This window comes from Pseudomonas sp. NY15463 (genome assembly GCF_048068415.1).
Lineage (GTDB): Bacteria > Pseudomonadota > Gammaproteobacteria > Pseudomonadales > Pseudomonadaceae > Aquipseudomonas > Aquipseudomonas mosselii_C.
Map to the genome: position 1 here is coordinate 281,265 of NZ_JBLUQD010000005.1, position 20,030 is coordinate 301,294.

Below are 20,030 nucleotides of genomic sequence, written 5' to 3' on the forward strand. Positions count from 1 at the left end.
CCGCTAGCATGGCCGAAAGCTATTCCAGGGCTCTGGAACGGGGTTTTCGCAGTGCCTGGCAATAGATTGACCCGCGACAAGAACACAACAGGGGGCAGTCATGAGAGAGCGGATCAACCCGCGCCGCAGGCTTGCGGTCGGCGCCATGCTGGCGCTGGTGCTGGGCATCGGCGCCAGCGAAGTGCGAGCGGCAGTGGCCGCCGAGGCGTACTCGGTGGAGTCGGCCAAGGCTGCCCAGAGCCTGCTGATCGGCACCACCCATGCTGGCAATCGCCTGGTGGTGGTCGGTGATCGTGGCCACATCCTGTTCTCCGACGACCAGGGCAAGACCTGGACCCAGGCCCGCGTGCCCACCCGGCAATTGCTTACCGCGGTGTTCTTCCTCGACGACAAGCGCGGCTGGGCGGTCGGCCATGACGCGCAGATCCTCGCCAGCAACGATGGTGGCGCGACCTGGAGCAAACAGTTCGAGGACCTGTCGCGCGAGGCGCCGCTGCTCGATGTGCGTTTCCTTGATGCCCAGCACGGCTTTGCCGTCGGCGCCTATGGCGCACTGCTGGAGACCACCGACGGCGGCCAGCACTGGCAAGACGTCGGCGAGCGCCTGGACAACCCTGACCAACTGCACTTGAACGCCATCACCCAGGTCAAGGATGCCGGCCTGTTCATCGTTGGCGAGCAGGGCAGCATGTTCCGCTCTGCCGACGACGGCCAGACCTGGAGCAAGGTCCAAGGCCCCTACGAGGGCTCGCTGTTCGGTGTGATCGGCACTGCCCAGCCACATACCCTGCTGGCCTATGGGCTGCGCGGCAACCTGCTGCGCTCCACCGATTTCGGTGACAGCTGGCAACCCATCGCATTGATGGCCGAGCGCGGTCCGCTCGAATTCGGCCTGGCAAGCGCTACGCTTCTGGGGGACGGCAGCCTGGTACTTGTCGGCAACGGTGGCAGCGTGCTGCGCAGCGTCGATGACGGGCAGACCTTCAGCGTGCGCAACCGCGCTGACCGCATTGCCCTGGCTGGGGTGAGCGGGCTTGCCGATGGCGGCCTGTTGCTGGTGGGGCAGGGTGGTGTGCACCTGGCCACGGCCGATGGTGTAGAGGAGGTACGCCCATGACCAGCCGGGAGAGCTTCGACATGCAGCACAAGGACAAGGCCACCCTGCTGGAACGGCTGATCTTCAACAATCGCCCGGTGGTCATCGCCATCTGTGTGCTGGTGAGCATTTTCCTGTTCTGGCAGGCCACGCAGATCCGTCCTTCCACCAGTTTCGAGAAGATGATCCCGCTCCAGCATCCGTTCATTGAGCAAATGATGGAGCACCGCAACGACCTGGCCAACCTGGGCAACACCGTGCGTATTTCGGTGGAGTCGACCAAGGGCGACATCTTCGACAAGGACTACATGGAGACCCTGCGTCAGATCCACGACGAGGTGTTCTACATCCCCGGCGTCGATCGGGCAGGGCTCAAGTCATTGTGGAGCCCCAGCGTGCGCTGGAGCGAGGTCACCGAAGAAGGCTTCTCCGGTGGCGAGGTGATCCCCAACACCTACAACGGCTCCCAGGACAGCCTCGATACCCTGCGTGACAACGTGCTCAAGTCTGGCCAGGTGGGGCGCCTGGTGGCCAACAACTTCAAGTCCAGCATCGTCGATATCCCGCTGCTGGAAAGCTACCCCGACCCGCAGGACCCAGGCCGGCAGGTCAAGCTCGACTACCAGCAGTTCTCCCATCAGCTCGAAGAGAAGATCCGCGACAAGTTCCAGGCGCAAAACCCCAACGTGAAGATTCATATCGTCGGTTTCGCCAAGAAAGTCGGCGACCTGATCGACGGCCTGGTGATGGTGGCGATGTTCTTCGGCGTGGCGCTGGTGATCACCTGGGCGCTGCTGTACTGGTTTACCTGGTGCATTCGCAGCACCATCGCCGTGCTCATCACCACCCTGGTGGCGGTGGTCTGGCAACTCGGGCTGATGCACGCGGTAGGCTTCGGGCTGGACCCTTACTCGATGCTGGTGCCGTTCCTGATCTTCGCCATTGGCATCTCCCATGGGGTGCAGAAGATCAACGGCATTGCCTTGCAGTCGAGCGACGCCGACAACGCCCTGACCGCCGCCCGGCGCACCTTCCGGCAGCTGTTCCTGCCGGGGATGATCGCGATTCTCGCGGACGCTGTGGGCTTCATCACCCTGCTGATCATCGATATCGGCGTGATTCGCGAGCTGGCCATTGGTGCGTCCATCGGTGTGGCGGTGATTGTCTTCACCAACCTGATCCTGCTGCCGGTGGCCATCAGCTACGTCGGCATCAGCCAGAAGGCCATCGCCCGTAGCAAGAAGGACGCCACCTGCGAGCATCCGTTCTGGCGCCTGCTGTCGAACTTCGCCAGCCCCAAGGTGGCGCCGGTTTCCATCGTGCTGGCGTTGCTGGCCTTTGGTGGCGGGCTCTGGTACAGCCAGAACCTCAAGATCGGCGACCTCGACCAAGGTGCGCCCGAATTGCGGCCTGACTCGCGCTACAACCAGGACAACAGCTTCATCATCAGCAACTACTCCACCAGTTCCGACGTACTGGTGATCATGGTCAAGACCCCGGCCGAGCAGTGCTCGGTGCACGCGACCATGGCGCCGATCGACGAGCTGATGTGGGCCATGGACAACACCCCTGGGGTGCAGTCGACGATCTCGCTGGTGACCGTCTCCAAGCAGGTCATCAAGGGCATGAACGAGGGCAGCCTGAAGTGGGAAACGCTGTCACGCAACCCGGACATCCTCAACAACTCTATCGCCCGTGCCGACGGCCTGTACAACGCCGATTGCTCGCTGGCGCCGGTGCTGGTGTTCCTCAACGACCACAAGGCCGAAACCCTGGAGCGGGTGACCGCAGCGGCTAAGGCATTCGCCGACAGCCACGACAAGGAAGGCCTGCAATTCCTGCTGGCCGCTGGTAATGCCGGGATCGAGGCGGCCACCAACGAGGTGATCAAGTCGGCCGAGCTGACCATTCTGATCCTGGTCTACCTGTGCGTGGCGGTGATGTGCATGATCACCTTCCGCTCTTTCGCTGCGACGCTGTGCATCGTGCTGCCGCTAGTGCTGACCTCGGTGCTGGGCAATGCGTTGATGGCGTTCATGGGCATTGGCGTGAAGGTCGCGACGCTGCCGGTGGTAGCGCTGGGCGTCGGTATCGGCGTGGACTACGGCATCTACATTTACAGCCGTCTGGAGAGCTTCCTGCGCGCCGGCCTGCCCTTGCAGGAGGCCTACTACGAGACCCTGCGCTCCACCGGCAAGGCGGTGCTGTTCACCGGACTGTGCCTGGCGATCGGCGTGTGCACCTGGATCTTCTCGGCGATCAAGTTCCAGGCCGACATGGGCCTGATGCTGACCTTCATGTTGCTGTGGAACATGTTCGGTGCGCTGTGGCTGCTGCCGGCGCTGGCGCGGTTCCTGATCAAGCCAGACAAGCTGGCGGGCAAGGCCGGCGGGTCGATTTTCGCGCATTGAGACCTCTGGGGCCGCAGCGCGGCCCCATTGGTTATAATGGCCGACTCATTTTCCCGGACATTCCCATGACCCTAGCCACCGCCCTCGCAGCTTGCGACATGCTTCTGATCGACGGCCTGCACGCCTTCGACTTCACCTTCGACGACGCCGGCCTTGTGATCGAGTGCATGGATGGCCGTCAATTACGTCGCTGGACCTTCAGCCCCGAGCAGGTCGCCGCCGCCACGGGGGCGGGTGACGACTGGCAACTGAGCACGGGCGAGGCCGAGCATCGTCTAGTCTGTATGAGTGCTTTGCGTGCCCCGGACGAAGACGACGATGAACCGCCACTGGACGAACCTGCTGATCGCTAGCCTGATGTTTTCCATCCAGGCCCACGGCGCCACATTGCTGGTGGGCACCTACACCGACGGTGCCAGCCAGGGCATCTACCGCTACGCTTTCGACGAACGCACCGGCCATATCGATGCCACGCCGCAGCAGGTGGTCAAGAGCGTCAGCCCCTCGTGGCTGGTGCTGTCGGCCGACCGGCGCTTGCTGTTTGCGGTCAACGAAACCGTCAATGGCCAGGTCAGCAGTTTCGCCCTGGCTCCCAGCGGCCAGATCAGCCCGCTGAACCAAGTGCCCAGCCAGGGTGACGAGCCTACCCACGCCAGCCTCAGCCATGACCAGCGCTACTTGTTCGTCGCCAACTACGCTGTCGCCCCTGATCCCGGAGGCAGCCTGGTGGTGTTGCCGGTAACCAGGGACGGCACGCTCAAGCCGGTGGTACAGCAGGTCCGGCATGTGCCCAGCCAGGTCAACCCTGAGCGCCAGGCCGGTGCCCATGTGCATGCGCTGGTGTTGTCACCCGATAGCCGGCACCTGTATGCCTGCGACCTGGGCGCGGACAAGGTGTTCATCTACCGTTACGACGGGGCCAGCCCCGAGCACCCGCTGAGCCCGGCGATACCGCCTGCGGTCGCCTTGCCGCCAGGCAGTGGCCCACGCCATCTGCTGTTCGACGCCAAGGGCCAGCACGCCTATCTGACCCTTGAGATGAGCGCCGAAGTGGTGATGTTCGAGGTGCGCGACGGTGATCTGCTGGAGCGCCAACGTCTGCCGTTGACTGACCTCAAGGACCCCGCTGCCAAGGCCGCTGGTGGCTTGCACCTGTCGGCGGACGGGCGTTTTCTGTATGTCAGCAATCGCGGCACCGCCAACCAGATCGTGGTGTATGCGGTGGGTAAGGAGCAGGGGCAGTTGACCCTCTTGCAGCGCCGAGAGGTGGAGGGTGATCACCCACGGGAATTCGCCCTGGACCCCAGTGGCAAATTCTTGCTGGTGGCCAACCAGAAAAGCGACCAGATCGTGGTGCTACAGCGCGACCCGCGCAGTGGCAAGCTGGGCGAAACGGTGCAGAAGTTCGACCAGCCAGCGCCGTCGGACCTCAAGTTCATCGAGTGACGCCAGGTTTTCAGCGTAAAGCAGAACTAGCCTGGGGCAGCGTTATTATCGATCCGGGTGATATTGGCTACTGCCCCAATGAATTTCAGCCAGCGGCTGCATCGGCGTAAGTTTTGACCCAAGGCCCCCGACGGGCCAACGTCAATCCACCGAAATCGAGGTCCGCCATCATGAACTTCAATCTGTTCCCGCTCATTGCCGCCTCCGCCATTTCCGCCTCGGTCGTACTGCCCGCGCAGGCCCAGGCCGAACACTCCGGCAAAGCCTCCAGCACCCACAGCTACACCGAAAAATACCTGCAACAGAGCACGCACTTCCATGCGGCCCTGAGCAAGCACAGCCATTAACTGTGTAAAGCCATTGGTAATAGCACAAAGCCATGTGATTTAATTTGACGCTGTATTTTTGACTCTCCGAAGGGGCAGAGCATGATGTGGCGAATCACGGCGGTCGTGTTGTTGCTAATGTCCGCGCCGATCCTGGCGATCTGAATTCAATCGGTTTTGGCCATGACGGCCTTGAACACGTCTGACGCCAGCCAGCCCTGTAACCAGCTGCGCAACTGCGGATAAGGCGCCTCGGCGAACCATTTTGGTTCGACCCCGGCAAACTGGCGCAGCAAGGGCAGCAGGGCGGCGTCAGCCAGGCTTGGGTGGTCGGCCAGCAGGTAGGGCCGCCCGCTTAGCAGGCCTTCCAGCTCGGCAAGCCAAGGCTCGGCTTGCAGGCGGTATTGCGCCCGGGTGTACTCGGGGTATCGCTCGGCGTATTTGTACAGGTTCACCTGTGACTTGAACGTGTTGTCGTTACGCGCGATCAATGCCTCACCCTGCTGCGCCGCTGCGGGGTCGTCGAGCAGGCGCCAGTCCTGCGGATCATGCTGGGCCAACGCCCAGCGCATGATATCCAGGCTCTCTTCCAGCACCACGCTCCCGGTATCGAGTACCGGCACCGTGCCCTTGGGCGACAGTGCCAGCAATTCGGCGGGCTTGTGCTTCATCGCCACCTCATGAACCTGTACCGCGCACCCGGCGTAGTGCAGAGCCAGGCGCGCGCGCATGGCCCACGGGCAGCGCCGGAACGAGTAGAGAATCACCCACACACCTCGACATCGCTCAGTCCGTTGCCCTGGCGGCGCACCTGGATTTGCACCGGGATTCGCTCGTGCATCTCTTGGACGTGGGAAATCACCGCCACCTTGCGGCCCTGAGCCTGCAAACCGTCCAGTGCGTCCATGGCCAGTTGCAGCGACTCGGGATCGAGGCTGCCGAAGCCTTCGTCGATGAACAGCGACTCGATGCGTAAGGTGCTCGAGGCCATCGACGCCAGGCCCAGGGCCAGTGCCAGCGAGACCAGGAAGGTTTCGCCGCCTGACAGCGAATGCACCGAGCGCGTCTCGTCACCCATCTCGGTATCGAGCACCAGCAGGCCCAAGGCGCTGCCGCCACGCTTGAGGCGGTAGCGCCTGGCCAACTGGCGCAGTTGGCTGTTGGCGTGGTGCAGCAGCAGGTCGAGGTTGTAGCCCTGGGCGATCTTGCGGAATACATCGCCCGAGGCGGAGCCGATCAGGCTGCTCAAGCGTGCCCAGCGCTGCCACTGCTGGTAGGCCTGCTCGATCTGCTCGGCCAGCGCGCTGCTGGCCTGCTGCCGGCGCTGGTCGTCGGCTTGCTGGGCGCGTAGCTCGGCGCACTGCTGCTCCTGGGCTGCCAATTGGCCTTGCAGGGCGTCGAGGTGTTCCTCCAGGGTGTGTTCGGGCACTTCGTCGTGGGCCAGGGTGCTGTGCTGTTGCAGGCGCTGTTCACGCTCCTGCAACAGCACGCGGCCCTGCTCGACGGCTTTTTCTGCCTGTTGCAGATGCAGGCGCAGGTCGGCGACCTGGGCGTCCTCGAAGGCCAGCAGGCGGTCGAGGCCGGCGTCGTCCAGCTCGGGGTGCTCGGCACGCCAGCGGGCGATGTCGCCTTGCAATTGATGGTGTTCTTGGGCCAAGGCCTGCTGGCGTTCGAGGCTGGCCTTCAGTTCGCTGGCCAGTTGCACACCCTGGGTGCGCAATTCCTGCAACTGCCCTGCGCTCTGCGCTTCGGCCTGGCGGGCCTGCTCCAGGTGCGTGTCCAGGTGTTGCTGCCAGGCTTCGGCGCTGGGCTGCCCGCCGAGCAACTCGGCCAGGGTTGCCTGGATGAGCTGGTGCTGAGCCTGGACAGCGGCCTGTTTCTGCTGCATCTGCTGCCGGCTGAGCTGGCGGGCCTGCTGCTGATCGTGCAGCTTGTCCAACTGCACCTGGCGGGCCAACTGCTCCTGCTGCTCGTCCTTGCGCAGGTCCTGCTGTTGGCGGCGCTGGGCGATCTGCTGGTCGAGGCCGAGGAAGGCGTTGGCCGGATCGTCGCGCAGGGCCTGGAGAATTTCCTGGGGCAGCACGCTGGCCAGGTCATTCAGGCTCTGCTCAAGCTGTTGCTGGTCGCCGGCCATGGCCTGGTGCTGGTGCTCCAGGTGGCGTTGGGCTTGCTGCTGGGCGTCGCTGGCGGCTTGCAACTGTTGGTTCAGGCGCGCCGCGTCTTTTTGCAGGGTGAGCAAGGTGGCCTGGCGTTTCTCGTCGCGCTCAATCTCATCGCCCAGGCGCCGCAGTTGTGCCTCCAGCCAGGCACTGCGGGCGTTGTCATCCTGGGGCGCGAGGGCTGGCCACAGCGCGTGGGCGTGCAGTTGCGCGGTCAGTGCTTGCAGTTGCTCGGTTAGTTGAACCTGTTGTTGCTGGGCATCCTTGAGTTGAGCGTTGATCACACCCAGCTGGGTACGCAGGTCCACCAGGCGGGTATTGAGGCTATCGACCTGCTGGCGGGCAGCGGCCTCTTCGGCCTGGTCATGCCGGCCGAGGCTTTGCAGCAGCGCATCGGGTTGGTGGAACGGGTGTTCGGCGCTGCCGCACACCGGGCAGGGCTCTCCGTCCTGCAACTGCGCGCGCAGTTCCTCGACGCTGGTATTGCGGGCCAGGCGCTGGCGTTCGAGCAACTGGCGGGTGAGGGTCAGGGCCTGTTCGGCTGCTTCGAGTTCAGCCTTGGCGGCGGTGCCTTCGCCGATCAATTGCTGGCGCTGCTGCATGGCTTGCTGCTGGCGTTCGTGCAGGGCGTTGAGCTGCTGGCGCATTTCCAGTTCGCGGCCATGCAGGCGCGACAGCTCTTCGACTGCGCGCTGTTGCTTGCGGTTGTCTTGCAGCATGCCGCCGAGCAGGTCGATCTGCTCGGCCAGCGCCTGGGGCTCGGCGCCAGCTTCGCGGAACAGCAGCTCGAAGCTGTCGCGCTGCGCTTGCAGGTGCGCGTTGGCCTGGCTGGCCTGGGCTTGCAGACCGGGCAGTTCCTCCTGGGCCTTGGCCAGACGGCCGCCGACCAGCATCACTTGCTTGAGCTGCGGCAGGTAGGCCTGCCAGGCATCGGCCAGGCCTGACAGATGCGCGCTGTCGGCCAGTGCCGCGTCGATCTGCGCCAACTGCTGCAAGGTGCGTTGCTGGTGGTCTTGCAACTGCTGCAACTGCTCCTGCCCCTCGGCCAGGGCCTGGTCGGCCTGCTGGCAGGCTGCGCGGTGCTCGCCCAGTTCCTGATCCAGACGTGCCAGGTCGCCTTGGGCGGCGAAGGCCTGGCGCAGGCGCGGAGCGCTTTCGGCATGCACGGCCTGGCCCTGGGCGAGGGCCTGACGCGCGTCTTCAAGGGCTTGTTCGAGCGTGCGCGTCTGGTTGTCCAGGGCGGCTTGCTGCTGCTGACGCTCGGCGATCTGCGTCTGCAACGGGGTGATCTGCGCGGCCAGGTGCTGCTGGCGGTGGAACTGGTGGCGCTGGGGCGCCAGGCGCTCCAAGCGTTGCAGGTCGAGGCGCTGTTCGCCGAGCTGCTGCCACTGGGTTTCGGCCTCGCTCAGCGCCTCGCGGGCTTGCGTGTGCTGGGCCTGCAACTGGCGCTGTTCATTCAGCCAGGCGCGCTGCTGCTCCAGTTGGCGTTGGCGCGCCTGGTCGGCCTTGAGCTGCTGCTGCGCAAGCTCCAGCGCCTGATCGAGGGCTTCGCGCTCTTCGGCGGCCATCGGCAACAGGTGCTCGGCCTGTTTTTTCAGCTCGTTGTGCGCCTCGGCGGTTTCCCGTGCCTTGCTGAACGCGCGTTGGCCCAGGCGGCTGTAGATCGAGGTGTTGGTGAGTTTTTCCAGCAGTTCGCTGCGCTCTTTGTCCTCGGCCTTGAGGAACGCGCCGAACTCGCTCTGAGCCAGCATCACCGCTCGGGTGAATTGCTCGAAGTTCAGCCCCAGGCGCGCTTCGAGCAGCGGTTTGTATTCTTTCTTGCCGCTGGCCAGCAGTTGCTCGCTGTCCAGGTCGTACAGGCTCTGACGGCTGTGTTGCAGCTTGCCATTGGCCTTGTCGCGGGCGCGGTTGGCCTCCCAGCGGGCGCGGTAGCGTCGGCCGTCCACACCCACGAAGTCGACCTCGGCGTAACCGCTGCCGGTGCCACGACGCAGCAGGTTGCGTGGGTCGCCGGTGAGAATTTCGCCGTCGGCGTCGGGCACCTTGGCTTCCTGGGCGATGCCGCCGAGCCGTGGCACGCTGCCGAACAGTGCCAGGCACAGGGCATCGAGCAGGGTGCTCTTGCCGGCACCGGTGGGGCCGGTGATGGCGAACAGGCCGGCGCTGGCCAGGGGTTCTGCGCTGAAATCGATGTCGATGGGGCCGGCCAGGGACGCCAGGTTCTTCAGGCGGATGGCAAGAATCTTCATGGCTGCTCCTCGGCTTGCAGCACGTCCTGCAACAGTTCGGCAAAGTCGGCCAGGGCCTTTGCGTCGGCGGGGCCGCCATAGGCTTGCTCCCAAGCGCGACCGAACAGGTCTTGTGGGGTCATGCGGGCAAGTTCGACGAACGCCTGTTCGTCGTCCTCCTCGCGTCCGCTCCCGGCATACTCGGCGCTGATGCGCACCAGACGCACGGCTTTGCCGTGCAGGGCGCGTTCGATCTGCTGGCGCAGGTCGGGCTGTGGTTCATCCAGGCGTACCCGGACTTCGAGCCAGGGCTGGCGATTGGGGTCTTCGAGCAGATCGATCACCGGCAGGTCGTTGAGCAGGGGCAGCAGCTCGGCCAGGGGCGCTGGGCCGAGGCGTTGCAAGGCCACGGCGCGCGGCACCAGACGCGGCTCGACGCTGACCAGCTGACTGCCGGAGAATTCCACTTCGAGTACCTGGTGTGGGTAGTTGATCTCGGCGAACGACAGCGGGATCGGCGCACCACTGTAGCGGATGCGCGCCTCGCGGTTGACCTTCTGCGGCTTGTGCAGGTGGCCCAGGGCGACATACCCGATGGCCTTGTCGAACAGCCGCGCCGGTAAGGCTTCGGCGTTACCAATGATCAGACTGCGCTCGGAGTCTTCGCTGACGCTGCCGCCGGCCATGTGCGCGTGGCTGATGGCGATCAGTGCCTGGTCTTTCTTGCGTTTTTTCAGCGCCGCTTCGATCAGTTGTGCATGCACCTGGGTGATGCCTTGCAGGTAATCGTCGCCAAGCCCGGGGCCGGTGACCTCGGCCGGACGCAGGAAGGGCAGGGCCAGGCACCAGGCCTGGACCTTGCCGCGTGCATCGCTCAGCGGGATCAGCAGGCGTTCGGCGTCCAAGCGGCCTTCGTCGAGCCAGTGCACGCGACCCAGGGCATGCGTGCGCAGGCGACGCATCAACGGCGCCGGCAGCTCGATGCGCGAGCCGGAGTCGTGGTTGCCGGCGATCATCACGATGTCCAGCTTGGGCTGCTGTTCGTGGGCCTGGACGATGAAGTCGTACAGGCGCTCCTGGGCTTTGACCGGCGGGTTGACGGTGTCGAAAATGTCGCCGGCGATCAGCAAGGCATCGGGCTGGCGCAGGCGCAGTTGGCCCAGCAGCCAGTCGAGGAAGCAGGCATGTTCGAAGTCGCGTTCCTGGCCGTGCAGGCTCTGGCCCAGGTGCCAGTCGGAAGTGTGAAACAGACGCATGAATGACCTGTAGGTGTCGAGTCAGGCAAGGCCTGAAAGGTGCTCGGAAGGGCGCGTATGGTAACCCAACTTGGGCCTGCGCACTGGCATGCGCACGCCTCGGGTTGTTCGCTATCCGGCGAGATGGTTAAATATTTTGAAACAAGGATGTTTGATGATGCACCCTCGCTGTCTCCCACCTCTTCTTCGATGCCCTTCGGATGCAATGGCCCGAGATGTTGTCGTGGGTGAAGCAACCAAGGGGGCAAACGCAATGCTCGGCACCACGGATCTGGCGGCCGTCGATTTCCACTGAACAGTGTTTGAAAGGAAAGAAAATGGAAAGTATTCCGCAACCTCAGCTCGACTTGAACCGCTACAAGCCCAAATGGCAGGAGCGTTTCGCGTTCTTCGAGGCGCATGGCTACCCTGGCAGCCAGGCTTACAATGAGGCATTCAAGGCACTGCCTGCCGGCAAGCGGTTGTTGCTCAACCTGAACTTCATCGCACTCTTCTTTGGCCCGATCTACTTGTTCGTGCTGGGCCTGTGGAAGAAGAATCTAGCGCTGCTGGGCATCACCATGGTGGTGGGCGTGGGGCTCGGCATGTACGAAGTCTTTACCGAGACCGAATTGCCGCGTGCCCTGGACACCGGTCTGAACATTGCCTTTGCGATGATGTGGGCCAGTGTGACCAACTATGCCTATTACCTCAAAGAGGTGAAGGGCCGGCAGGGCTGGAACCCGTTCGAAAAGTAACCATGTCCAAGCCTTGAGCGTACTTGCCGCCGCGCTGTCACTTCGGATATAGCGGGGGCAGGTTGCCCGACTCGCCGCTCGGCGCCTTCACCTGCTCGGCAGGCGGAATGGCGCCAATCGCCCGCCATAGCTCATCGCCCTGCCAGTATTGGCCCGTCTCGCTGTACAACGCCCCGTTCAGCCCATCCAGCGCATCGGACAGCGGCACGAAGCGCGCCGCCATCTCGGCCAGGGTTTCCGGCTGCTGCCGGGCCCACGCATCCAGGGCCTGACGGGTCGCCTGCGGGTCGTTGGCCTGGCAGGCACGTTTGAGATCGTCCAGCAGGGTGCGCGGGCTCGGGCCGCTTTGTGCGGCGCGCAGCACCGCCGGCTGCGAGCGGGCGCGCCACCACAGGGCGAAGCCGAGCACGCTGGTCAGTGCGAACAGCAGCGTGGCCAGTTGCCAAGGCCACAACGGGTGCTGGCGCGTACTGCCGTCGCTGACCGGCGTGTCGGCACTTAGCGCGGGGTTATCCTGCACGTTCAGGGTGCGCGCTGGCAGGCTGCTCTGTTCGAGGTGGTCTTCGAGGGTATTCCACCAACTGACCTCCAGCGCAGGCAGGCTCAGTTCGCCGCTGTGGGTCGGCACCAGAGCCTCGCGTTCCTCGCGGTTGCCGAGCATGCCGCGTTCACTGATCTCGTTGCGCAGCAGGGGTTGGTCGGGGTAACGGCGCAGGCCTACTGCCTCGGTGGCTGGCAGCGGCGGCAGTTGGGTACTGGACAGCCCTTCGGCGCGCAGCGTCACGTTGCGTGTCAGCGAATCGCCGATCTGCGTGGGCTGGCTGGCTGGGTCCGGGTTCCAGCGCTCTTCGAGGGTCAGGCTGCGCGCCGGCAACCACGGGCGATTCTTTGGATAGCTGGCTGGAATCGGCTTGACGGTCAATTGCAGGGGCTGCGAGCTGACCTGCACCTGGCGCCCGACCCGTGGTGTACCTGCAGGTTGCTCGCCGTTGTCGGCGGCGGTGGCGGTAAAGGTCAGTGGCGGGATTTCCAGCGCGCCGCTTTGCTGCGGGTAGATCGCGTAGCGCGTTTCAATGACGCCGTGGCGCACACCGTTGATGTCTTTTTCGTAAGTGCGCGACTCGCCCAGTGGGTCGACCTTGGCATTGTCCAACTGTAGCGGGGTGAGGCTGCTGTCGTCGTACAGCGCCACCGAATGGTAGATGCGCACGGTCAGTACGGCCTGGGCCTGGACGTAGACCTCGGTGCTGTCCAGGGTAGTTTCGATGAACACCTGCGAGGCGATGTCCGGGCGCTGGCTGTCGGCTTGCTGCACTTGCAGCTCGATCGCCTGGCTGCGTGCCTGGCCCAGTTGCAGTTCGGGGATACGCAGGCTGCCGCTACGCCGTGGCAGCAAGGTGATGATCCAGCGTGTGCTGGCGCGGGTTTCGCCATCGAGGCTGTGCAGGCTGTTGAGCTGGCGCGTGCCGCGCACCTCGAAGTCGCTGTCCAGGGCGCGCAGGTCGGGCTTGCCGAATTGGGTGACGTCCTGGCTCTCGAGGGTGAGTTCCAGGGTTTCACCGGCCTCCAGGCGCGTGCGGTCGACACTGGCCTGCAGGGTGGGGTCGGCCAAGGCCGCGAGGCTCCACAGCAGACCGAGCAGTAAGGCGCCGAGGCGACTCATCGTGGGGTTTCCTGATGCAATTGCTGTTCATACCAGAATTTGCGCCGTAGCAGCTCGGCCGGGTTGTCGGGGATTTCCCGCAACCATTGTTCCAGAGCCTGGCGCTGTTCGGCGTCGAGGCTGGTGGAGGCCGGCCGTTGAGGCGGCTGGGTGACGCTGTCGTCATTGCCATCGGCGTTACCCGGTGGCGCCTGGGTCGTGCTGGTGCTGTTGTTCGAACCTTGCGCCTGGGCCTGCTCGTCGTTGCCCGGTGAGCCTTCGGCTTGGCCGCTGGACGAGCTGCTGTTGCCCTCGGTCTGCTTGCCGGGGCTGCCTTGGGCGTCAGCGTCGTTGTGTTGCTGCGCCTCGGCCTTGGCCTGACGCTGTTGCAGCAGTTGTTGCACCAGGGCCTGGTTGTCCAGCGCGGCCTTGAGTTCGGGCTGGCGCTCCAGGGCCTGTTCATAGGCGTCCAGAGCCGCTTCCAACTCACCGGCGCGGGCCAGTGCGTTGCCTCGATTGTAGTGGGCGGCGGCGTTGTTGCCCTGGGCGAATGCCGCAGCGGCGCCTTCGAAGTCACCCGCTTGGTACAGGGCCATGCCGCGCCACTGCGGGTTCTCGAAGTGGCGCGCCGCAGCGAGTGGCTGCTGGTGTTCGAGCAGACGTTGGCCCTGCTGGTCGGGGCGTAGCCATAGGTCGTTGAACTCGAAGGCCTGGCTCGGTTGTGGCAGGGCCAGCAACAACGGCAGGCAGAACAGCCAGCCGCGTCTGCCGGCGCAGGCGGCGAGCAGCAGCAGGGGCAGTAGCAGCCAGTAGCCCTGGTCGGCCCAGCTGTCCAACTGCACGGTCTGGCCGTCATCGCGCAGCAGTCGCGGGTTGTCGAACAGGCCTAGGCCGCGCAGGTCGAGGTCGTCGATGCGGGCGTGGCGGTAGCGCCCGCCGGTGCCACTGACGAAGGCCTTGAGCGAAGCGCTGTCCAGGCGTGGCAGCAGGATGCCGCCATGCTCGTCCTTGAGGTATTCACCATTGGCTTGGCGCACCGGCGCACCCTCGGCGCTGCCGATGCCCAGCATCAGCAGGCTCGGGCCCTGGCGCCCAAGAGCCTTGACGATGCCGTCGCGCTCGGCGTTGCTCAGCGAGGAGCCGATCAACAACAATCGGCCTTGGCCGAGGCCGCTCTGGGCCAGCAGTGCCAGGCCTTTCTGCACGGCCAGGTCGGCGCGTTGGCCGGGCTGCGGCATGATCGATGGATCGATGGCTTCGAGCAGGTTGCGGGTAGTGCCCAGATCGTCCGACAGCGGCACCAAGGTGTGGGCCGAGCCTGCATAGACGATCAGCGCGGTCTGGCTGTCGCTGCGGTGTTCGAGCAGGTCGAGGATCTTGCGCCGGGCCTGCTCCAGGCGACTGGGGGGGCTGTCTTCGGCCAGCATCTGCGGGGTGAGTTCGAGCAGGATCACCAATGGATCGGCCGGGCGCTGCCGGGTATCTTCCAGGCGTTGCCAGCTGGGGCCCAGCAGGGCCAGGACGACCAGCAGCCAGGCCAGGCCCAGGGCGATCCACGGCAACTTGCTGGTATTGCCGTTGCCGCCACCGAGCAGCACCGCGTGAAAGGCCTGTGGCAGGATCAGTTGCCAGCGCCCGGCGCGCTTGCGCCGGTGCCAGAGCTTGAACAGCAGCCAGCCGAGCAGCGGAACAACCAGCAGCCAGAGTGGGCGTAGCCATTGCGGCCAAAGGTCGATCATCGCCGCCTCCTCAGGCGCAGGCGCTTGAGGCGCTGGCGCCATTCCGGGTGAGGTTGCAGGAAGCGCGGCTTGCGTAGCAGGCGCTGCAACCGGTTGTCGGGCCATTGCACGGCAATCACCAGCAACAGGCTCAACAGCAGGGCCAAGGCCAGTGGCCAGGCGTACAGTTCCTTGGCGGTGCGTGCCTGGGTGGGCTGCTGGGCCACCGGCTCCAGTTGGTCGAGGGTGTCGCCGATGGCGTCGAGTTCGGCGCCATCGTGGGCACGGAAGTAGGCGCCGTGGGTGATGTCGGCGATTTCCTTGAGTGACGCCTCGTCCAAGTCCAGGCTCGGGTTCAGCCCCAGTAGGCCTGGGGTACCACTGGCTTCGGGGTTGGCGCCGATGCCAATGGTGTAGACCCTTACGCCTTCCTGCGCGGCCAGGCGGGCGGCGGTCAGTGGGTGGATCTGCCCGCCGTTGTTGGCACCGTCGGTGATCAGGATCAGCACGCGGCTTTGTGCCGGGCGCTGGCGCAGACGCTTGACCGCCAGGCCAATGGCATCGCCCACGGCGGTGTTCTTGCCGGCAATGCCGATCTGCGCTTCGTCGAGGAAGGTGCGCACGGTGCGTCGGTCGAAGGTCAGCGGAGCTTGCAGGTAGGCTTGGCTGCCGAACAGGATCAGGCCCACTCGATCGCCCTGGCGGTCCTGGAGAAAGTCGCCCATCAACGCCTTGACCAGGTCCAGGCGGCTGATTTCGTCGCCTTGCCACTGCATGTCGGGGAAGTCCATGGAGCCGGACACATCCACCGCCACCAGCAGGTCGCGTCCGCTGGCCGACACGGGAACCGGCTCACCGAGCCATTGCGGGCGGGCGGCGGCGAGCAACAGCAGCAGCCAGATCAGGATGAACGGCGCCTGCTGCCGCCAGGTCGGCAGGTTCAGCCGGGCGCGACGCCCGGCCAGGCCTTCGAGTTCATCGAGAAAGCCCACCTTCAGCACCGGCTCCCCGCTGTCGGCAGCAGGCAGCACCAGGCGTGCCAGCCACGGCAGGGGTAACAGCACGAAAAGCCAGGGCCAGGCCAGTTCAAACATGCTTGCGGATCCAGGTTTCCACCGCCTGGGCGAGCCCGGCAATGGCTTTGTCGTCGAGCTTGCACTCAGGTTTGTAGGCGCCTTCGACCAATACCATCCAGCGCGTCAGTCCGGCGGCGGGGCAGCGGTTATCGAGAAATGCCAGCCATTGTCGGCCATTGAGGGTATGACTGTTGGCCCCTGGGTAGTGGTTGCGGCACAGGCGTTTGAGCAGGGCGTTGATCTGCTGCAGCCAGGCGCCGGCTGGTGCACCGTCGTAGGGGCGTGGCAGGCGGGCCAACTCGGCCAGGGCTTCCAGGCGCACCGGGTCCAGGGGTTGTTCGGCACGTACCACTTTACGCTTGCCCGGCCGCCAGTGACGCACCCGCCACAGGCCCCACCCCAGCAACGGCAGCAGCGCGAGCAGCAGCCACCATCCAGGCGCCGGTGGCCACAGGCCGATTGCCGGTGGGCTGATCAGCGGTTGCAACTGATCCAACGGGTTCATCTTCTGCGGCTCATCATGATGCGCTCCGCGGGCGTTGGGCATTCAGGTACTCGCGCAATTGCTCGATCATCTCGCTTTGCGTGCTCAGTGGCATCAGCACCACCCGAAGCTTCTGCGCCAGCAGTTCCCAGCGCTCGATGCGTGCTTCGGCCTGTTCGCGGTAGGCCTGGCGCAGGTTGGGGTCGAGGGTGTCGAGTTCGAGCAGGGCACCGCGCTGGGCGAAACGCAGCAGGCCAGCGGCGGGCAGGGCATGGTCGAGGGGATCGCTGACCGGCAGCAGCAACACGTCGCAATGGCGCGAAAGCATGGCCAGGTGTTGCTCGACGTTGGCGCTCAAGGCGCGTTCGTCGCAGATGACAATGGCCAGGCTGCCTGGGCGTAGCACCTCGCGCGCCCGGCGCAGCGCCAGGCCCAGGCTGTCGGGTTGGGGCGCAGCTTCGGTGTGCAGGGCCTGGTTGATCCGCGCCAGGCGGTTGAGTAACTGCAGCAGGCTCTGCTTGCTGCGCCGTGGCTTGATCTCGTGGTTTTCGTTGTCGCCGAACACCAGTCCGCCGATACGGTCGTTGTGGCCCAGCGCGGCCCAACCGAACAGCGCGGCGGCCTGAGCTGCAAGCACCGACTTGAACATCAGGCCCGAACCGAAGAACAGCCGCTGGCTTTGCTCGACCATGATGAATATCGGCCGTTCGCGCTCTTCGTGGAACAGCTTGGTGTGGGGCTCCTGGGTACGCGCGGTGACGCGCCAGTCGATGTTGCGCACATCATCGCCGGCTTGATACACCCGCACCTGGTCGAAGTCCACGCCGCGCCCACGCAGCTTGGAGTGGTGTAGGCCCACCAGCGGGCTGCGCTGGCCGGGCCTGGAAAACAGCTGGATCTCGCGCACGCGGTGGCGCATGTCGATCAGCTCGGACAGGCCGATGCGGATGCCGGGTTCGGCCAGGTGGGTGGTGGGCATGGCGTCAGGCCACGGCGACCACGTCGAGGATGCGTTGCACCACTCGGTCTTGGTCGACCCCGGCGGCCTCGGCTTCGAACGACAGGATGACCCGGTGGCGCAGCACATCGAACAGTACCGCCTGGATATCTTCGGGGCTGACGAAGTCGCGTCCGGCCAGCCAGGCGTGTGCACGTGCGCAGCGGTCCAGGGCAATCGATCCACGCGGGCTGGCGCCGTAGGCGATCCAGTCGGCCAGTTCGCTGTCGAACTTGGCCGGGGTGCGTGTGGCCATGACCAGTTGCACCAGGTATTCCTCCACCGCATCGGCCATGTAAAGACCGAGGATTTCCTTGCGTGCGGCGAAAATCGCCTGCTGGCTGACCCGGCGTTCGGGCTTGACCTCACCCCCCAGGGCCTCGCCGCGCGCCTGCAGGAGGATGCGTCGCTCTACCGCAGCGTCGGGGAAGCCGATCTTCACGTGCATCAGGAAACGGTCGAGCTGGGCCTCGGGCAGCGGGTAGGTGCCTTCCTGCTCGATTGGGTTCTGGGTGGCCATGACCAGGAACAGCGGCGACAGCTCATAGGTGCTGCGCCCCACGCTGACCTGGCGCTCGGCCATGGCTTCGAGCAGTGCCGATTGCACCTTGGCCGGTGCGCGGTTGATTTCGTCGGCCAGCACCAGGTTGTGGAAGATCGGCCCCTGCTGGAACACGAAACTGCCGGTTTCAGGGCGGTAGATTTCGGTGCCGGTGATGTCCGCCGGAAGCAGGTCAGGGGTGAATTGGATACGGTGGAACTGCGCCTCGATGCCCTCTGCCAGCTCCTTGATGGCCTTGGTCTTGGCCAGGCCCGGCGCGCCCTCCACCAGCATATGGCCGTCGGCCAGGAGCACGATCAGCAGTCGCTCGACCAGTTTTTCCTGGCCGAGAATCTGGGAAGAAAGAAAGGTGCGCAGCGCAATCAGCGCTTCACGGTGTTCCATCGTAGACGGTTCCTGGAGATGGGCCTGGGCGCGCAGGGGCGGTCGCCGGGCAGAGGGGTGATACTTTAATGCATCCGGGGGGGCGCCGACCAATGGCGTTGGGTAAAAAACGCGAAAAGTCCGCGCTTACCTTGCGGGTTTGCTGATTCATCGACAGCGCCTTTCGTTGCTTGCTGCATACCTTCGAATCCACGAGGGGCAGGGCAATGGAGTACACCAACACACTGCGGGTGGGCGTCTTCTTCGATGGCACCGGTAACAATCAAGGCAATGCCGCTACTCGGCCTGACCAGTCCGACAGGCCTGCGCTGGGCAGTTATGCCAATGCGCGCAGCAACGTCGCGCTCCTGCATGCGCTGTACCCAAGCGGGCTTGTGCAGGGATGTGTCTATTTCAAGTGTTACGTGCAAGGCGTCGGCACCGTTGAGGGCGAGGCCGACTCGTGGTTCAGTCAGGCCACTGGCCGAGGTCCGCACGGCGTCATGGCGCGCGTGTCCGAGGCGTTGCAGCACATCGCGGGGGTGTTGCGCGAGTACCGCGCCGGACAAGCGCAGAGCGAAGACGCTACGCTGGTGTTCGACCTGTTTGGCTTCAGTCGCGGTGCGGCGGCGGCTCGGCACCTGGCCAACCTGCTGACGCAGAGCGCTGCTCGCTTGCCGATGGAGCTGGAAGGGGAACGGATCATCCATTTCATTGGCCTGTTCGACACGGTGGCGGCTATCGTCGCGCCGCTAAGCGCGAACTTCGACCCGGCCAACACACGCTACGCAGGCCTGCGCCTTGGACTGCGCGATGGCTTGGCCAGGCATCAGGTGCAACTGGTGGCCGCGAATGAGCGGCGACGCAACTTCCCGTTGCTGCGCAGTGGCAACGACATCGTCATGCCAGGGGTGCATTCGGACATCGGCGGCGGTTACCTGGAATCGATGCGCGAGCAGGTGCTATTGACCAAGCCGCGTGCCAACCGCGTCGCGCAGGCGACCCCGGCCGAGCGTACGGCGGTCTACCGTGAGGCCTTGGCCTTGCTGGAATCGAACTTCGCCCAGCTGGAGCATCCCAGGCCTGCGGTGCTGACCTGGGAGAGGCCCCTGGCGCCTAGTCCCGAGCGCTGGGAGGTGGCGCAGAAGGAGGTCTTCGCTGCGGTCTACCGTGAGCGCGAGGTGAGCGGGCACCTGTCGCGGGTGTACCTGAGCATCATGCGTGAGCTGGCGGTGCGCGTCGGGGTGCCGTTCGCGGCACTTGGGCAGGACCCTGCGCATCGGTTGCCTCAGGAACTGCTGCCGATCAGCCGCAAACTGCATGCGCAGGCGCTGGGCGAGCACTCGGCGGTGCCCTTGACTGAGGCCGAACACGCCCTGCTTCGCAGGCGCTACCTGCACACCTCAGCGCACTGGAATACCCCGCTGGGCATGCGCGACAGCGCACTGGAGGCTTTGTACATCGATCGACCCGGCGAGGCGGGGCGGATCGTTCATGACAATCCTGTCGGGTGAACCACGGTGCCGGTG

The 20,030-nt window shown here is 65.0% G+C and carries 16 protein-coding genes; 7 read left to right on the plus strand and 9 right to left on the minus strand.

Annotated elements, in window-relative coordinates; genetic code table 11:
• Positions 1 to 100: 100 nt before the first annotated feature.
• The 5 genes from ACNFIC_RS14605 to ACNFIC_RS14625 all read left to right on the plus strand — a co-directional run bounded on the left by ACNFIC_RS14605 (position 101) and on the right by ACNFIC_RS14625 (position 5,300).
• Positions 101 to 1,117: a WD40/YVTN/BNR-like repeat-containing protein gene (locus ACNFIC_RS14605; protein ID WP_138220977.1), complete on the plus strand. Its 1,017-nt coding sequence runs from the start codon at positions 101 to 103 to the stop codon at positions 1,115 to 1,117.
• Positions 1,114 to 3,507 carry an efflux RND transporter permease subunit gene (locus tag ACNFIC_RS14610; protein ID WP_416781278.1) on the plus strand — a complete coding sequence of 798 codons (2,394 nt, stop codon included), beginning with the start codon at positions 1,114 to 1,116 and terminating at the stop codon, positions 3,505 to 3,507. The genes ACNFIC_RS14605 and ACNFIC_RS14610 overlap by 4 nt, the downstream gene beginning before the upstream one ends.
• A 65-nt stretch (positions 3,508 to 3,572) precedes the next feature.
• Positions 3,573 to 3,860, plus strand: coding sequence for a DUF5629 family protein (locus tag ACNFIC_RS14615; RefSeq protein WP_138220975.1), 288 nt, complete (start codon positions 3,573 to 3,575; stop codon positions 3,858 to 3,860).
• The gene (locus tag ACNFIC_RS14620) at positions 3,826 to 4,953 is read left to right on the plus strand and encodes a lactonase family protein (RefSeq protein WP_416781279.1); all 1,128 of its coding nucleotides are present in this window, start codon (positions 3,826 to 3,828) and stop codon (positions 4,951 to 4,953) included. The genes ACNFIC_RS14615 and ACNFIC_RS14620 overlap by 35 nt, the downstream gene beginning before the upstream one ends.
• A 170-nt stretch (positions 4,954 to 5,123) precedes the next feature.
• On the plus strand, positions 5,124 to 5,300 hold the full coding sequence (locus tag ACNFIC_RS14625; protein ID WP_416781280.1) for a hypothetical protein: 177 nt from the start codon (positions 5,124 to 5,126) through the stop codon (positions 5,298 to 5,300).
• A gap of 146 nt (positions 5,301 to 5,446) precedes the next feature.
• On the opposite strand, the gene ACNFIC_RS14630 is transcribed toward ACNFIC_RS14625, so the two are convergent.
• The 3 genes from ACNFIC_RS14630 to ACNFIC_RS14640 are packed head-to-tail and all read right to left on the minus strand — an operon-like array spanning position 5,447 to position 10,922.
• Complete coding sequence (locus ACNFIC_RS14630; RefSeq protein WP_138220973.1) at positions 5,447 to 6,046, minus strand: glutathione S-transferase; 600 nt, start codon at positions 6,044 to 6,046, stop codon at positions 5,447 to 5,449.
• Positions 6,043 to 9,687 (minus strand): AAA family ATPase, encoded by a 3,645-nt coding sequence (locus ACNFIC_RS14635; protein ID WP_416781281.1) that lies wholly within the window; start codon positions 9,685 to 9,687, stop codon positions 6,043 to 6,045. The genes ACNFIC_RS14630 and ACNFIC_RS14635 overlap by 4 nt, the downstream gene beginning before the upstream one ends.
• On the minus strand, positions 9,684 to 10,922 hold the full coding sequence (locus ACNFIC_RS14640; protein ID WP_416781282.1) for an exonuclease SbcCD subunit D C-terminal domain-containing protein: 1,239 nt from the start codon (positions 10,920 to 10,922) through the stop codon (positions 9,684 to 9,686). The genes ACNFIC_RS14635 and ACNFIC_RS14640 overlap by 4 nt, the downstream gene beginning before the upstream one ends.
• Before the next feature lie 317 nt (positions 10,923 to 11,239).
• Between ACNFIC_RS14640 and ACNFIC_RS14645 the strand changes: the two genes are divergently transcribed.
• Complete coding sequence (locus tag ACNFIC_RS14645) at positions 11,240 to 11,659, plus strand: DUF2628 domain-containing protein (RefSeq protein WP_416781283.1); 420 nt, start codon at positions 11,240 to 11,242, stop codon at positions 11,657 to 11,659.
• 37 nt (positions 11,660 to 11,696) lie between these two features.
• Here ACNFIC_RS14645 and ACNFIC_RS14650 read toward each other — a convergent pair whose 3' ends face one another.
• Genes ACNFIC_RS14650 through ACNFIC_RS14675 form a run of 6 tightly spaced genes read right to left on the minus strand, consistent with a single transcriptional unit; the run spans position 11,697 to position 18,522 of the window.
• Complete coding sequence (locus ACNFIC_RS14650; RefSeq protein WP_138220969.1) at positions 11,697 to 13,322, minus strand: BatD family protein; 1,626 nt, start codon at positions 13,320 to 13,322, stop codon at positions 11,697 to 11,699.
• Entirely contained in the window at positions 13,319 to 15,040 is a 1,722-nt protein-coding gene (locus tag ACNFIC_RS14655) for a VWA domain-containing protein (RefSeq protein WP_416781284.1), read from the minus strand. Before ACNFIC_RS14655 ends, ACNFIC_RS14650 begins: the two co-directional genes overlap by 4 nt.
• Positions 15,037 to 16,113: a vWA domain-containing protein gene (locus ACNFIC_RS14660; protein ID WP_138220967.1), complete on the minus strand. Its 1,077-nt coding sequence runs from the start codon at positions 16,111 to 16,113 to the stop codon at positions 15,037 to 15,039. Before ACNFIC_RS14660 ends, ACNFIC_RS14655 begins: the two co-directional genes overlap by 4 nt.
• Positions 16,106 to 16,600, minus strand: a complete 495-nt coding sequence (locus ACNFIC_RS14665) for a DUF4381 domain-containing protein (protein ID WP_138220966.1) — start codon at positions 16,598 to 16,600, stop codon at positions 16,106 to 16,108. Before ACNFIC_RS14665 ends, ACNFIC_RS14660 begins: the two co-directional genes overlap by 8 nt.
• Positions 16,601 to 16,613: 13 nt before the next feature.
• On the minus strand, positions 16,614 to 17,558 hold the full coding sequence (locus ACNFIC_RS14670) for a DUF58 domain-containing protein (RefSeq protein ID WP_138220964.1): 945 nt from the start codon (positions 17,556 to 17,558) through the stop codon (positions 16,614 to 16,616).
• A 4-nt stretch (positions 17,559 to 17,562) separates the two neighbouring features.
• Positions 17,563 to 18,522, minus strand: coding sequence for an AAA family ATPase (locus tag ACNFIC_RS14675; RefSeq protein WP_134693940.1), 960 nt, complete (start codon positions 18,520 to 18,522; stop codon positions 17,563 to 17,565).
• A 206-nt stretch (positions 18,523 to 18,728) separates the two neighbouring features.
• On the opposite strand from ACNFIC_RS14675, the gene ACNFIC_RS14680 reads away from it, so the two are divergent.
• Positions 18,729 to 20,015, plus strand: a complete 1,287-nt coding sequence (locus tag ACNFIC_RS14680; protein WP_416781285.1) for a T6SS phospholipase effector Tle1-like catalytic domain-containing protein — start codon at positions 18,729 to 18,731, stop codon at positions 20,013 to 20,015.
• Positions 20,016 to 20,030 lie beyond the last annotated feature (15 nt).